This window comes from Streptomyces sp. NPDC002845, assembly GCF_053591955.1.
The window spans coordinates 1-14,225 of sequence record NZ_JBSFUU010000143.1; the positions used below are offsets into that span (position 1 = coordinate 1).

Here is a 14,225-nt window from a genome sequence, read left to right on the forward strand (position 1 = left end):
CTACGGCATAGACAATAGCCGCCGACCGGCACGAGTCCCCGAATCGTCACTCACACCAGACCCGTGACCTGCGACTTCACGATGCACGCCACTCAGTGGACTCCGGCGAGGTCGATGCCCTTCAGATCGGCATCACGCAGGTCTGCCTGGGTGAAGTCGTCGAGAAAGGTGTGCAGCGACTTCAGGTCGAGAGCGGGCGGTGTGCAGTTCAGTTCCTGTCCGATGGCCCGGCAGACTTCCTAGATGCGGATATTGACGATCACATGGCGCGCGCTGTCGAGGCCGGGACCGGAAGCACCGCCGACTTCTCCGTAGAGGAGGCCGAGGATGTCAATCCCCTCGAACAGAGCTTGGTCATGGTCCTCGACCAATCGGTGAAGTAGCTGCTTGACCATGCCTGCTGGTAGGACGGTGGGGTATGGACCGACAGGCAGTCGAGGAACTGAACGCGGATCTCGGGGAGTTCACGGGCGATGTCTTCGCCTACCTGGCCTATGCGGGCCAACGGGGTCATGGGCAGCAGTATCTGCGCGGGCTGATGCTGGACGGCAGGCGCAAGTCGGTGGAGCCGATGGCGGAGCGTCTGGGCATCCCCCGGCAGAACCTGGGCCACTTCGTTGCCCAGTCCACCTGGGACTACTGCGAGGTGATGCGGCGCGTGGCGGCCCGCGCGGACCGGGTGCTGCGGCCGTCGGCCTGGCTGATCGACGATCACCCTTTCGTCCGCTACGGGCATGGCACCGCCGGCGCGATCGTGCAGCACTGCGGCGAGCGCGAACAGCACTTATGCCAGGTCGCGGTGTCCGTGCACGCCGTCTCGCGCCGTGGGTCGTCGCCGTTGCACTGGCGGCTGTTCCTGCCACAGAGCTGGGCCGAGGACCGCGCACGCTGCGCGAAGGCGGGAATACCGCCGGAGATCGCGCACCGCACCAAACAGCGGATCGCCCTGGACCTGCTCGACGATCTCGACCAGTGGGGCCTGGCCCCGCCGCTCATCGTCGCGGACAGCGACTACGGCACCAACGTCGCCTTCCGCACCGGGCTGAGCGCACGGGGCATCCGCTGGCTGCTGGCGGTAACGGGTCATACGGTGGTCCTGCCTGCCACCGGGGCCCCGGTCACCGCCTGGGCGCGCAGGCGCCCCAGCATCACCGTCGACCAGGTCGCCGCGGATCATCGCTACCGGGCCCGCAGGTTCGTCTACCGTCCGAAGACAACTCATCATCCCGCCCGGTCCGGCTGGTTCGTCGCCATCCCGGTGCACATCGCCGGGATCATCGAGCGCGAGCAGGTCGCGTCCACCGCCGACCGGCTCCTGCCCCGGCGCACCCTGCTGGTCCAGTGGAAGCGCAAGCACAGCGGGGACGTCTTCCGTTCCTGGATCACCGACCTGCCCGCGGACACCCCGCTCACGGTGCTGGTCAGGCACGCGACGAGCCGCTGGTGCATCGAGACCGACTACCGCGAGATGGAACAGGCCCTCGGACTGGGCGACTACGAGGGCCGAACCTACCGGGGCTTCCACCACCACGTGACGCTCGTCTCCGCCGCGCACCTGTTCTGCCTGGAGCACCGGCTCAACCCAAAAGGCGAGGGCACAACCTCAGCCTGTACAAGATCGTGATTCTGTTCCAGACCACGCTGATCGGCTCCCTGTGGCGCTGCCCCGCCTGCCACCGCAAACCTGATGTCCTCACCAGCCTTGATCGAGGACCATGACCAAGCTCTGTGGTTTCGTAGAGACCTCTCCTATGCGGCCTGGCACCTCTGGTCGCTCTTCTTGCGTGCTTCGGTGATGGTCCGTTCGAACTCCTCCGGCGGCAGGCCGCCGGCCGCGCTGTGCCTGCGTCGCGGGTTGTAGAACCCGGTGATCCAGGTGGCGATCTTCAGACGGGCCTCGGTGCGGGTGGCGAACCGGTGCCGGTGGATGTACTCGACCTTGATCAGCGAGTTGAACGACTCCGCGGCGGCGTTGTCCAGCGCCGGCCCCACCCGCCCCATGGACTGCACCACGCCCCAGGCGGTCACACAGGGTGTTGTACGCCTCTGACGTGTACTCACTTCCCCTGTCACTGTGGAAGATCGTCCCGTCCCTTCGGCCGCCACGCGTCGCGGTCGCCATCTTCAACGACGCTCCGACCAGGGCCGCGTCATGGTGCTCGCCCATGGCGTAGCCGAGGCAACGGCGCGAGAACGCATCCAGGACCGTGGCCAGATAGATCTTGCCCTCACCGGTCTCGATCGCCGTCATATCCCCGTACCAGAGCACGTCCGGGGCCACCGCGTCGAAACGGCGATTCACCAGATCAGGAGCGGCCTTCCGCTTGCCCTGCCGGGTCAGCGACCGCCGCCTGGGCGGTTCGCGGCCCTGCAGACCGAGCTCGGCCATGATCTCCGCGACGGTGTTCACCGACACCTTCCAGTTCTCCGCCCACAGATCCAAGGTGATCCTCGGCGAGCCGTAGGTGCCGCCGGACCCGGTGAAGAAGTGAATGATCCGCTCCTCCAGCCTCGCCCTCCTGACCTCGCGTTTCGTCGGCTCGTCGGGGCGTCGGCGCCACTTGTAGAACCACGCCTCGCTCACCCCGGCCACCCGGCAGGACACCCGGTGCGGGACGCCATGCTCGACCCTCTGGTTACCGATGAAGGCGACCACCGCCCCCGGAGCGTTCTCGGTCACTTCACCCAGAGGGCCATGCATCGCTTGAAGACATCACGCTCCATCTCCAGCTCCCGGATCCGCTTGTTCTTCTCCCCGATCTCCCGGCGCAGCCGCTCCAGCTCGGCCCGCTCGGCCTCCCGCACCCGACCGCCACCCCCACTGCCACTGGCGGCTGTCGGTTGTACCGGCCGGTCCGAGGACGTCGTCCCGTTGCGCCGCCACCGCGACACCCAGCTGTGCAACGTGCCCGGGTTGATGCCGAGCTCCTCGGCGACGTCCCCGGCCGACCTCCCGGTCTCGACCACGATGCGCACCGCGCCCTCACGGAACTCGGCATCGTACGGCGGCTTCTTCTTGGACCCCATGAATCCCAACTTCCCCTGCAATCACGGGCTCCACGCTACGAGGGGATGGTCAGGGCTCCCGTCCACGCAGTGCTGCTCTGGACGACTTGTGCAGCCGGACAGCCCGGCTCTCGCTGAGCCAACGTCAGCCGCCGTACTCCCGGTTCTCTCATGGGTGCAGGCCCTCGCGGCGGATGGCGTCGGCCTGCTGGTGGCGGCCGAGCAGGTCGAGCATGTCTGCCTGGAGTCCCAGTGTCATGTGGAAGTGGACGCTGAGGACAGGCGAGGTTTCGGCGCCCAGTTCGCGGTAGATCACAACGCCCTCTTCCGCCATGGTCAGCGCGGTTTCAAGGTCGTGTTGTCCGTTGAGCCGGACCCAGGCGGCCAGGCACAGAGTGCGGGCGAGTTCCGGTGCATTGACCGCGGGGTCGGCTTGCGTGAGCTGCCGCTGGATCTCCACCGCCTGAGTGGAGATCTCTGCTGCGGCCGTGTGCTGTTTATCCCCTGAGTAGGCGCCGGCCAGGCTGGCCAGTGCCCCAGCCAGATGGTGATAGTCCTTGGCCTTCTGGAAGAAGTCTGCTGCTCGGCGGTGCTCATCGATGGCCTCGGAGAATCTCTTCACTTGCTGCAGGGCATCGCCGCGGTTGTGTCGGGCCTGGGCCTCGCCGTGCCGGTCGTGCGCCTCGTGGAGGAGAGGAATGGCCTCCTCGTACAAAGTGATGGCTTCCTCCCACTGTTCGGTTTGCCGCAGGGCGGCACCGAGGTTGACCAGTACCTTGGCTTTATCGCGGCGATCACCGATGGTCCGCATGAGGCTGAGGGCTTGGCGCAGGATGGGGAGGGCTTTGTGGGGCTGCCGCTTCTCCCGCCAGGCGGCGCCGAGATTGTTCAGGGCCCGTGCCTGGCCACGGAGATCCTGGATTTCCTTGAAGATGGCCGCGGCTTCGGTGTGGGCGTCGATGCTTTCGTCGTACTGCCGCATCTCCCGTCGAGCGACGCCGAGTGCGTCCAGTGCCCTGGCGCGGCCATGCCGATCTCCGGCCTCGGCGAAGGCATCGGCAGCCGTCTGCAGGAGCAGGACCGCTGCGTCGAACTGCCGCAGCTCCCGCTGGGCGATGCCGAGATTGACCATGGCCCGGCCTGCGCTCTGGTGGTCGCCAGCTTGCTGAAGGATGGCGAGCGCGGTGGCGGTGACGGCGGTCCAGTCGGCAAAGTACCGGCGCTGTTCGAAGAACCCGGCCAGGCTGAAGGCGAGGCTGGCTGCCGTGGCGGCGGCCCCGGTCTCGTGAGAGGTGGTGACGGTGGCGACCAGGTTGGCCCGCTCGTTCTCCAGCCACTCCAGCGCCTTTTCGCAGTTGGTGAAAAGCAGGGAGGGCGGACTGCCGGCATCGGGGGTGAGGTGCGAGCTGGCGGCGGATGCCATGGTTCGGTAGCACTCAAGAAGCCGGGAGCGGGCCGCGATCTGCTCCTCGCGGCCCTTTGCCGGAGGTGGGCTGGTGGAAGGCGGGGACGCGGTGCAGGAGTCGGCCGAGTCCGTCCATCTGCCGACGGTGAGGTTCTCGCACGGCGTGGGGGAGGGCCGCGAGGATGTCGGTGCGGGTCATCGGCGCGGGTGCCCGGGCGAGCAGGCGGGCGATGAGGGAGAGCACGTCGTCTCCTGCGGTGCCGCGTTCGGCGTCCGTCCAAGTGCGTGTGTGCCGTTCGTGCCGGTCGAAGGGTTCGCTCCAGGCCTTCAAGGCCTCGATGCCGAGGCGGGAGAGCGTGGTGCGGGCCTGCGGTAGCCGAGTGCGGTTGCGATAGGCGTAGATTCCGGCGGCGGCCGCCAGGGCGCCGGTGGCCAGCGGGTGGGCGCGCGCCAGGCGGGCCGTCGCGAGCAGGGAGCGGCCGGACAGGTCCACCGTGGTGGTGCTGCTCCGTACGGCTCTTTCGGCTGCGCCGATCTTCCCGAGCAGGGCCCGCAGGGCGCCCCAGTCCCGTGCGGCGACATCGTGGCGGATCAGGTCGGGGTCGGCGGCGAACAGCACCACGGGGGCGAGGACGCCGGCCAACTGCAGGATGCCGACGTCGCTGAGGTCCTCCTGGGCGAGTTTGTCGGCAGCCGGGGTCATGGGCAGTCCGTTGACGCAGACGACGTGCAGAAGGGGGATGTACTGGCGCCACCACAGCCGCTCCGCTGCGGCGAGGTCGAAGGTACGTCCCTCGTTCTTGAGGTCGGCCAGTACGCGCGGGACTTCCGCCCACACGTAGTGAGGGATGAAGCCGCGCAGCGTCCCATAACGCATCCCGTCCAGGATGGAGGACGGCCGGCGACGCTTGAGCGTGGCCGTGATGTCCTGGGTGAGTACGGAGGTGTCGAACACCCCGACCCGGAAGCCGTCACTAAGCGGGCGGTCGTAGACGCTGCTGTACATGACGGGAGCGTAGGCCCGCGCGCGGAGAGCGGTGCACGGATTTTCCGCAGTCCACACGTCGCGCTCCCGCCCGCTGCGCTCGACGAGTCCGAAGACCGACAAGGTGCCTGGCCACACCGCCGGTTCAGCTGAGTGCGGGCACTTTCGGTCATCGGTTCCGGGGCCGGCCCGCGGACCGGTAGGCTGCGGAGCAGTGGCCGTCGCATCGGCCCAAGCCAGCGGCCTGGCCCATGACCGGGGCGCATGACGGCAGAGGTGCCCGCGGGCCCCGTATCACGGGGTTCGGACTGTGCGCATCAGTGCGATGCGTCCAGCAACTCCCAACGGCTGTACAGCTTTTGAAGCCTTCCGCATGCCGCTCTTCGTCGCGCGCATCGGATCATGGGGCCGAGCGCGGGAAGATGAGACATGACCAAGGGCCACGGCCGTAAGAGCCGGGCGCGGAAAACAAGTCGGAGCAGAGGCGTCGCGTACACCGCCGCCAAGGCCGGCACTCTCCATCAGCACACCAGGGGCCCCTCCGATGGGGACCTCCAGCCGGCCGAGCCCCTCCGATGGGGAGTCGACGCGGCCCCGGACATGCGGACCGCGTCTGCGCTGATCGCCGCGCGCATCGAGCAGTGCGCGCCGTGTCAGGCGTCCCTGGCAGCGAAGCTCCTCGACGAGGACCCGATCGTGCTCGCGGTGTTGACCGGAACCGTCTACAGCCTGCATGAGGCCCAGGAGCCGGACGGGGGAGGCCTCACCTCCGACGTCTCCCAGTTCTTCCTCATGGTCGTCCGGGCGTCGGCGCCGGGCAAAGACCACATCATGCTCCGCTGCGTCGAGCTGTTGCTCCCAGAAGACCGAGCGGCGCTCCTGGAGGAAGCGCTGGGTCTGTGGACGTTCTACGGCAACAAGCACTCCGGCCTCATGCGCGTCAAGGACACCGGAGCGAAGGACGCGTCGCACCTCGAAATCAACGCCCCGGGCGGCGATCACGAGGAATCCGGTCCATGCACGGTGGTCGACTTCTCCGGCCTCGCTGGAGAAGGCCAACCAGGCGGGCAGCGTCCTGCTCGGCATCGTCCGGTTCCTGGACGCCACCCTCCTGCCCGACCAGCCGCACTGGGAGCGGCGCCCGGATGCGTACCACGTGACCAGCACTCTCCGAGGAGAACCGGATCAATGACCGAGAACATCGAACAGCACGCGGAGGGCGCGGCCCGCTCCCTCGTCGAACTCGTGCGTGCCCTCCAGGACCGCGGTATTGAGTACCCGCTGGAGGCGTACCGCGTCCACAGCTATCTCACCCGCTGCGCCGGTGAGATGAGGACCGCCATCGAGCTGATCGAGGCCTCCGTGCAGCGCCTGGAGGACAAGGACCTGCTGAGGAGCGACTCCCGGGGCGAGCCTCTCGACGACGTTCTGCAGCGCTTCACGGAGGCCTCCGGCAATGCGAAGGATCTCGCGGGGGCGCTCCACGGCAGGCTGAGCACGGCCCATTCCGCCATCGGGCACGTCGGGTACAAGGAGGAGTCCGAGGAGCAGGAGTCGGCGACGGGGGGCTGAGTCCGCCGGTTCGGCGGGTGTGATCGTCTGCGGACGGTGCGGAGCGGAGGCCGGGGCCGGTGGTCCCGGCCTTCCTGCTGTCCGCTACTGATCGGCTGGGGACCCCGTCCTGTCAACCCACACACCATAGAGTCACCAATAGTGAGTGAGAATTCTGAAAAACATAGTGACTTCGTCAGTTAACTAGGTGAATACTGCTATGATGATGGGCAGTTGAGTTCCCAAGGAGGGTGAGTGAGCCAGTCGCCACAGGAAGAGGGCGCGATCAACGCGACCACGGCGCGGAACAAGCTGTACGCGCTGGTGAAGCTCGTCGAAGAGGAGGGGCGCACCACGGTGATCACCAAGCACAAGGTGCGCGCTCTGCTGGCGCCGCTGGACCGGTTCCCGGCAGCCCGGAAAACCGACGCCTTCCCCGCCCACGTGCTGAGTACGGCACAGAGGGACTTCGGTGACCTCGTCACGCTGGCGGCCCAGGGCCAACCGCAGGTGCTCCTGCGGAACACCACGCCGGTCGCCGTGCTGCTCCCCGCCGACCTCTCCTCTGATGCCCTCTCGTCCGACCCGGCCGCGCACTCCGGCGCGGCGACCGCAGGAGGTGCGGTGAACAGCCAAGGCAACCAGGACCGCGGCAAGCGCAGGCTCGCCACGCTCGGCGACGCCATCGGGTCCGTACTCACCGACGGCCCTGCCGACGGCCCCACCTTCGGGCTGCCTGGCCTGGACGCCGCAACGGGCGGTCTACAGCGGGGCAGGCTGACGCTCGTGGCTGCTCGTCCGAGCGTCGGCGGAAGCCTGCTGGGGCTGGCGGCCGCACGGCAGACGGCGCTTGTCGACCACGACATGGTCTTGTACGCGGCCTCGGGACCGAACCGGGACGACATCTTCCGCCGGATCATCTCCGCCGAGACCGGCGGCGACTACCCGCGCCTGAAGCAGGGCCGCCTTACCGAGCATGAGCAGCAGGTCGCCCACCAGCTCGTCCAGGCCGGCGACCTCCTGATGATCGATGACGGCAGTGACCTGACGGCCGAGGACATCAGGGAGACCGCCCCGCACATGGAGGGCCTGGCCCTCGTGGTCGTGGACCGCCTGCAGGCCGCCCACAGCGCCCGCCTGCCGCTGTCCGGGGGCCGTCTCCCGGATGCCTCCCAGGTTCTGGCCACTCTCGCACGCACGCTGCACGTGCCGGTGCTCGCCATCGTGGACAGCGACGATCCCGCACTCCTGGGTCTCCTGGACGCCGACGTCACGCTGACGCTCTCGCCGACCGAGGACCCCGCCAAGGTCCAGGTGACGGTCGCGGAGCGCGACTTCGGCACGATCGGCTCGGCGTACCTGCAGCCCGACCTGCTCCACGCCCGTTTCCTCGACGCCGGAGCCGTCCCCCTCGACCGCGCCGACAGCCCGGCAGGACCGGGGCTCTCGGCGTCCGCCGGCGGAGCGGCGGCACTGGAACTGGCCGAAGCCGCCCTTCCCTACACGTCCGGCGGCCACCAGGGGATCCCCGCCGCCCTCACCCACGAGCTGGCGGCATGGCGGACCGCGGTCGCCAATGGTGACCATGAAGCACTGAAGGGGATCCTGCCGTCACTGCTCCAGGCCGCCGCAGCGGTAACGGAGTTGCCAGACACCCATGAGGGTCACCGCCTCGCCGCCGCGCTACGCTCCTACGGCACCCCCGAGTCCGTCGCCGCGGCCGACACCACCAGAAGCGCCGATCAGACCGCTGCTGCCGGTGCCCCTGTCCACGCCCCGGCGGACACCGGACAGGCCCAGGACGACGTGGCGGAGGATGAGGAAGACGGCGAGGACGGTCTGAAGCCGGGGGATGAGCAGGATGAGCCCGAGGGGCACGTCTTCCCTGCCCTGAAGATCCTCAAGGACGCGGTCGGCCGCTCGAAGATGAACCCGGTCCCGGTCATCCGCAAGGAGGAGCGGGACAGCGGCCCGTGGCCGCTGATCAGCGAGCACATGGACGGTGAGCCGCGCTGGGTCCATCCCGACGTCACCGCCACCCGCGTGCCCCACGTCAGGGCGAACGGAAAGCGCGTCCGGCGTGACAAGCTCGACGTGCCCGACTCGTTCGGCGAGGGCATGCTGTGCCTGATCGACCGCAACGGCAGCTTCCCCTCCGCCTGTTCGGGCGTTCCTCTCGCCCCGAACAAGCTGCTGCACACCGGTCCGCTCGACGCGTTCGACAAGACCAAGGCCGGCATTTATCTCATCGACATCCCGGAGTGGAACCGCACCGATATGCCGCACCCCCTGGGGCGGATCATCGACCGTCCCGACGAGGGCGGCCGGGTGTGGGTCACCACTCCCCACATCAAGCAGCTGGAGAAACTCGTCCGGGAGAAGCACCTCGGCGCCATGCCGACCATTCACGACTCCTGGACCGGAAAGTACAACGAGTCCCTCTTCAAGCCCTTCTACGAGGCCACCCGCAAGGCGCGGACCGAGCTCGTCCAGGTCGGCGGCGACCCCTACAAGGCGTACAAGACCCGGCTGTCCATCGCGCTGCGCCTGCTGTGGCCCAAGCGCCCCTCCCAGCGGTCCCCGTTCTGGCGACCGGACTGGCGCATGAGCATGGTCGCGGAAGCGTCCGTCCGTCACTGGAGCGTGGCCTTCCGGGCCGTCCAGCAAGGCCACCAGCTCCTCGCCCTGCGCAACGTCGACGCGGCCGTCTTCTGGGCGCCCGACGGCACCGCGCCCGCCACGTACCGGATCGGAACAGGCTTCGGCGAAGTGAAGGCCAAGTTCGTTAAGCCCGGCGAGATCATCCCCGAAGGTGACGACTGATGGCCGGCCCCACAGGCCGCGGCGACTCCCTGGGCGCCGCCCTCAACGACCTCCTGCGCTCCCAGGTCACCCCCCGCCACCGGCTGTCGTCGTACAACGCCAAGCACTGGCACGCCCAGCTCAGCCAGCTCACGGCGACCCACCGCGGGCAGCAGGCCCTGGAGGACGCCGGTCTCCATGTGACGACCAAGACCCTGGTCAACTGGCTGTCCGACGCCGAGTACAACGTCCGCCGCAGCTACCTGGACATCATCCACACCGCGTACGAGAACGTCGCCATCGTTCCCGCTGAACCGCTCCCCGACCACATCACAGACGGCCAGTACGAGATCAGCGGTGTCGTCAAAACCGGCGACGACGAACGTACGCGCGGCACCCCGGACGCCGCGCCCCTGCGCATCGACGGCAGCCGGGGCAACTGGGACGCGATCGAGGAACTCTGGCTCGCCGGCGAACTCACCGACGACGAGTTCGAGGACCACTTCATCGACGACGTCATCGTCGAGGACATCGGCGAAGGCACCGACGGCTGGGAGTTTCCCGGCGCCTCGTACTCCGTCGAAGTCCGGTAGAGGTAGGTGCGGAGCAGTGAGCACGGATGTGGCGTGGGGCGGGGAGTGGCGGCACGAAGAGTGCGGCGCTTCCGGTGATGCCATCTGGGAGGACGAGGACAGCGTCTCCTCCCTCCACGAGTGCGACCAGGGCGGCGAGGTGACATGGAGCGCCGAATGGCAGTGCCACAACTGCGGTGCCTCGGGCCTGGTCCAGTTCGAGGACGACACCACAACGTACGCCGATCACGCATGTGATGACGAGGACATGCTGGAGCTGAACGGGATGCGGGCATGAGCGGAACCGGCGATCGATGTGCTGACCTCCGTCGGCTCGACGGTGCATTCGGGGAGAGGACGAGGTCATGGCTCAGCTGAAGATCCGGGACCTGCACGACCTCCTGCGCCAGGCCCCCCGGCGACGAGACCTTGCCCAGGACGGAATCCGGCTCGTCTACGACGGCAGTGCCCTGCACATGTCCACGGCCGACGCCCCGGACACCGTGATCGCCCGCGCCGACACCTGCGGGTTCACCACCGAGCCGTGGGACGTGACCGCGTACCGCGCCAGCATCACCAGCACGGAGGTGTGGCTGCGCATCCTCAATCGCGAGCATGGCGATCACCTCATCGACGTCGCTCCCTTCTGGGCCCAGCGCCCCGCCGCGATCACGTTCACCGCGGGCGGGCACACGGCGGCGTTCCCGGCCCTCGCCTGCCCGACGGCACCAGCCGACCGTCGCCCGTAGCGCGGCTGCCGTCGAGGAAGGACCGAGACGTGAACGGACGCTGCTCGCGCTGCACGGAGATGCAGTCCGCACCCTGTTGGCAGTCTGGCCTGCTCCGAATGCGATCCGCGCGCGGCGGCCGCTTTCAGGGTGGGGCGACCAGTGGATCGTCCGTCACGGGGCTCTTGGCCCTATACGGGTCGGTGAGCAGGTTCTGCGTTGCCCATTGGGCTCGCCAACGTGCGGCCGCCATACTCGGGGCGCGCCCGCCCGAGTAGAGCACGGGCGTGCCGTCCGCGCGTTGCCAGTCGAGCGACCATCGCCATAGGCCGACCCTCGCGGCCTGGCTCCATAGTGGGCGCGCGTCGAACGGCGCCGGGTCGACCTTGGTCCACACCAGCAGGTCGGTTCCCGGCACGGGGACACGCGAGCTCGCGCAGATGTGGTCGGTTCCGGGGGCTTGCCACAGCAGAGGGGTGGGCAGCCTGTCCACCGTCGACAGCTCTGCCGCGTACGCGATCAGGTCGGCAACATCCCACACCAGGGCCAGCGTCAGGGCGGCACGCTGCAGCGGTGGCCAGTCGCCGGGGGCTTCCAGCAGCAACACGTCCACTGCGTCGCCGACCCGGTCATCGTTCAACCGGTTCTCGGCCTCGAACTCCGCCATCGACATCGCCTGGAACTCACGACGTCCGGCCGCCGCCTCCTCCACCAGCTCCAGCGCCACCATGTCGTGGCTCACCGACAACGCGATCCCCAGCTCCCGCAGTTGCTCCGGCGGCAACTGTTCCAACAGGTTCTGCAGGTGGCCCGCCACCGCCGTGTTCGCCTCGCTCAATGGAGGGCGCTCGAAGTTGGGAACCTCCGGGTGGCCCCACAGGTGGGCCAGCTTCCACAGCTCCAGCAACTCGCGGACGTCGTCCACGCCTTCCAACTGCTCGGCGAAGTCCAGGGCCGCGTCGACCACAGCGAGGGTGGCCGGGTTGCGTTCCGCGTTGACGTGCCCAGCGAACCGGCACAACGCCGCCGACCGGACACTGACCGGGCCCAGCAGCACGTCGGCATTCTCGAACCTCTGCGCCATCGCGCCTTCCCCCATCACGGTCAGCCGGCTGCCACAGTCCCGTTCCCCGAGTTGATGGCCCGCGCTGTCCAGACCCCAGCCGCAGGATGTGAGCCCTTCTGCAGCTCGACGTCTCCGCGCGCCTTTCGCGTCCCGGACAAGTCTGGCACGGTCCGGTCCAGCAGGGAGCTCGCCCGAGCAAGACGTGGCGGTGTGTGCTACGGCGAGGCAGTTGATCGAGCTGATCGACAATCAGCGAAGGCGCCGACGGCGACGTGTTCAGCCTCGTCCGCGCGGAGTGAGACCGGCTGGGGCCGGTGGACTGGGAGGCAGTGCGGGCTGGGCAGCGCGGGCCCAGCCGTGGGCCTGCATCGTCTCGGCCTCCCAGTCCTCGAACAACTGGGGGAGTGCCTTCGGATCGCGGTCGACGTCGCGGTGCCAGCGGATGAAGGCGCGGGCAGCGGGACGGTGCGCGTCGCAGGCCGGGCAGAGCTCCATCCACACACCGGTCATGAGGGGTCCGTGCCAGTGCAGAAGGAGGTCGCCTCCGCAGCGTGAACAGGGCCGGGCCGGCTGGTCCTCCTCACGATCGGCCGGATGCAGGCGGGCCAGCTCTTCGTCGCTGACGTCGTCCAGACTGCCGTCGAGGTTGCCGATGCGGCAGAAGTCGCCGTCGGGGCGCACCAGGTATCGCCAGGTGAAGGACATACGGTCCCCTTCCCGTAGAGCAAGACGCGAGGCTCACGGTCTGCCCGATTCGTGACCTACGTCAAGAGGCGAGACGCATGTGCACAAGAGATCAGCGTCGTGCTTCAACCGCGGGTGCTGCATGCGAGCCTCGCCGAAGGGGTGAGAGCGCGCTGTTCCCCGGCATGCGCCGGCCGGACAGAACTACGCTGGCACGGTGACCCTCTTGGCTCCCCAGATTGCCCAGCTGCCCGTCGATCCGTCGTTGATTAGCCTCGCTTACCACCACGAACACCCCGTCCAGGCGTACGAGTTCGAGAACACGCTGGAGGTGTGGACGGTGTCCGCCCGGATCGACGCGGACGTCCTGGCGGAGGACCTGGCCGCCTACAGCGAGATGGACCAGGAGTCGCTGGACGCGGTGCAGGACGTCACGGTGGGCAGGATGTCGTTCGTGCGGGTGCGGACGTTCGGCCCGGACCATCCCTTCGAGGCGATGGACTCCTACACCGGGGACGTCTCCCGCATCGGCGAGGTGGTGCTGGACGTTGCTGACGGTCGATGGGAGCCGGCCTTCGAGGCCGCGCTCGCGCACCCCGTCGGTGACCTGCTCGTCATGGACCGGGTCATCCTGGAACCACCGTGGCGCGGGCTGGGCCTGGGCCCGGTACTGGCAGGTGCCGCCATCCGCCGCCTCTCGCAAGATTGTGTCGCGGTGGCGTGCGAGCCCGGATCTGCCGACGGCCGCGAGTTGACCGAAGCCCAGCATCGCGAAGCCGCCGCCAAATTGAGCCGCGTATGGGAGCGGATCGGCTTCGAGCCCTTCCAGGCCGGCGTACACATCCTGGACTGCCACCTGCAGCGGCCCCAGGACCTCCTTGCCGAACGCCAGGAGGAGTTCAACGCACTGTGCCGCGCCTGGCGGGAGCACCACCGACCGTAGGGCTCACGATCCACGCCCGGCATGCCAGCACCGGTCGTTCAGATCTGTTGCGACATGCTGGAGGCCTCCGAATACGGCGCCCGCCCTCCGACGGCAGAGGGGCCATTGCGTTCGGCGTCGTGGCTGGCTCCGCCACCGGAGTCGGCCCCAGCGCGCTTCAAGAGCACCGGGGGTCAGCCGAGCGAGTCCTCGGACGTGAGCGGCGTACCGCGCCTCGGCGTAGGCCACGACGTCGGGGGTGGCCCAAATGCGCGACGAGCGGCCCCCACGTGCAGAGCGGCGAGGGCAACATTGGCGCTACCACCAATCACGGCGCCGAAGCCGAGCGGTGCCACTTGGCCAAGCACGACGATTCCCTCCTTGGTCCCGTACTTCGTAAAGAAGTTCTGGGGTTCCGATGTATTTCGGTGACCAGGGATGGTGAGGGGCCGCTCGGTGGCGGATTCCACGCTATGAGTGATCATCTTCCGGGTCTGCGGGCGG

The 14,225-nt window shown here is 68.4% G+C and carries 14 protein-coding genes and 1 pseudogene; 8 read left to right on the forward strand and 7 right to left on the reverse strand.

The annotated features are described in order from the left end of the window. The first annotated feature begins 95 nt into the window (after positions 1 to 95). Complete coding sequence (locus ACWD3C_RS46360; protein WP_451154490.1) at positions 96 to 383, forward strand: hypothetical protein; 288 nt, start codon at positions 96 to 98, stop codon at positions 381 to 383. A 35-nt stretch (positions 384 to 418) separates the two neighbouring features. Continuing rightward, positions 419 to 1,624 (forward strand): IS701 family transposase, encoded by a 1,206-nt coding sequence (locus ACWD3C_RS46365; protein WP_451154492.1) that lies wholly within the window; start codon positions 419 to 421, stop codon positions 1,622 to 1,624. Between the two features lie 125 nt (positions 1,625 to 1,749). Here ACWD3C_RS46365 and ACWD3C_RS46370 read toward each other — a convergent pair whose 3' ends face one another. The 5 genes and pseudogenes from ACWD3C_RS46370 to ACWD3C_RS46390 all read right to left on the reverse strand — a co-directional run bounded on the left by ACWD3C_RS46370 (position 1,750) and on the right by ACWD3C_RS46390 (position 5,417). Then, complete coding sequence (locus tag ACWD3C_RS46370) at positions 1,750 to 2,028, reverse strand: integrase core domain-containing protein (protein ID WP_451154494.1); 279 nt, start codon at positions 2,026 to 2,028, stop codon at positions 1,750 to 1,752. A 46-nt stretch (positions 2,029 to 2,074) separates the two neighbouring features. Beyond that, positions 2,075 to 2,701 (reverse strand): annotated as a pseudogene (locus tag ACWD3C_RS46375) (IS3 family transposase); the annotation flags it as partial. After that, positions 2,677 to 3,027 (reverse strand): transposase, encoded by a 351-nt coding sequence (locus ACWD3C_RS46380; protein WP_451154496.1) that lies wholly within the window; start codon positions 3,025 to 3,027, stop codon positions 2,677 to 2,679. The pseudogene ACWD3C_RS46375 and the gene ACWD3C_RS46380, both read right to left, overlap by 25 nt. A 148-nt stretch (positions 3,028 to 3,175) precedes the next feature. Then, a complete protein-coding gene (locus ACWD3C_RS46385) occupies positions 3,176 to 4,429 on the reverse strand; it encodes a tetratricopeptide repeat protein (RefSeq protein ID WP_451154498.1) in 1,254 nt (417 codons plus the stop codon). A gap of 13 nt (positions 4,430 to 4,442) precedes the next feature. Further along, positions 4,443 to 5,417, reverse strand: coding sequence for a PIN domain-containing protein (locus tag ACWD3C_RS46390; RefSeq protein ID WP_451154500.1), 975 nt, complete (start codon positions 5,415 to 5,417; stop codon positions 4,443 to 4,445). A 408-nt stretch (positions 5,418 to 5,825) separates the two neighbouring features. Here ACWD3C_RS46390 and ACWD3C_RS46395 point away from each other — a divergent pair, with 408 nt between their 5' ends. The 5 genes from ACWD3C_RS46395 (at position 5,826) to ACWD3C_RS46415 (ending at position 11,070) form a co-directional block, all read left to right on the forward strand. After that, the gene (locus ACWD3C_RS46395) at positions 5,826 to 6,968 is read left to right on the forward strand and encodes a hypothetical protein (protein WP_451154502.1); all 1,143 of its coding nucleotides are present in this window, start codon (positions 5,826 to 5,828) and stop codon (positions 6,966 to 6,968) included. A 234-nt stretch (positions 6,969 to 7,202) separates the two neighbouring features. Continuing rightward, positions 7,203 to 9,770, forward strand: coding sequence for a DnaB-like helicase C-terminal domain-containing protein (locus ACWD3C_RS46400; protein ID WP_451154504.1), 2,568 nt, complete (start codon positions 7,203 to 7,205; stop codon positions 9,768 to 9,770). Continuing rightward, positions 9,770 to 10,342 (forward strand): hypothetical protein, encoded by a 573-nt coding sequence (locus ACWD3C_RS46405; protein ID WP_451154506.1) that lies wholly within the window; start codon positions 9,770 to 9,772, stop codon positions 10,340 to 10,342. The genes ACWD3C_RS46400 and ACWD3C_RS46405 overlap by 1 nt, the downstream gene beginning before the upstream one ends. Before the next feature lie 16 nt (positions 10,343 to 10,358). Continuing rightward, positions 10,359 to 10,619, forward strand: a complete 261-nt coding sequence (locus ACWD3C_RS46410) for a hypothetical protein (protein WP_451154508.1) — start codon at positions 10,359 to 10,361, stop codon at positions 10,617 to 10,619. A gap of 67 nt (positions 10,620 to 10,686) precedes the next feature. Next, entirely contained in the window at positions 10,687 to 11,070 is a 384-nt protein-coding gene (locus ACWD3C_RS46415; RefSeq protein WP_451154510.1) for a hypothetical protein, read from the forward strand. Between the two features lie 124 nt (positions 11,071 to 11,194). Here the strand turns inward: ACWD3C_RS46415 and ACWD3C_RS46420 are convergent, their stop codons facing one another. Both ACWD3C_RS46420 and ACWD3C_RS46425 read right to left on the reverse strand, forming a co-directional pair. Continuing rightward, complete coding sequence (locus ACWD3C_RS46420; RefSeq protein WP_451154512.1) at positions 11,195 to 12,133, reverse strand: hypothetical protein; 939 nt, start codon at positions 12,131 to 12,133, stop codon at positions 11,195 to 11,197. A 258-nt stretch (positions 12,134 to 12,391) separates the two neighbouring features. Further along, on the reverse strand, positions 12,392 to 12,820 hold the full coding sequence (locus ACWD3C_RS46425) for a DUF6300 family protein (RefSeq protein ID WP_451154514.1): 429 nt from the start codon (positions 12,818 to 12,820) through the stop codon (positions 12,392 to 12,394). 205 nt (positions 12,821 to 13,025) lie between these two features. Here ACWD3C_RS46425 and ACWD3C_RS46430 point away from each other — a divergent pair, with 205 nt between their 5' ends. Next, positions 13,026 to 13,742 (forward strand): hypothetical protein, encoded by a 717-nt coding sequence (locus ACWD3C_RS46430; protein ID WP_451154516.1) that lies wholly within the window; start codon positions 13,026 to 13,028, stop codon positions 13,740 to 13,742. Positions 13,743 to 14,225 lie beyond the last annotated feature (483 nt).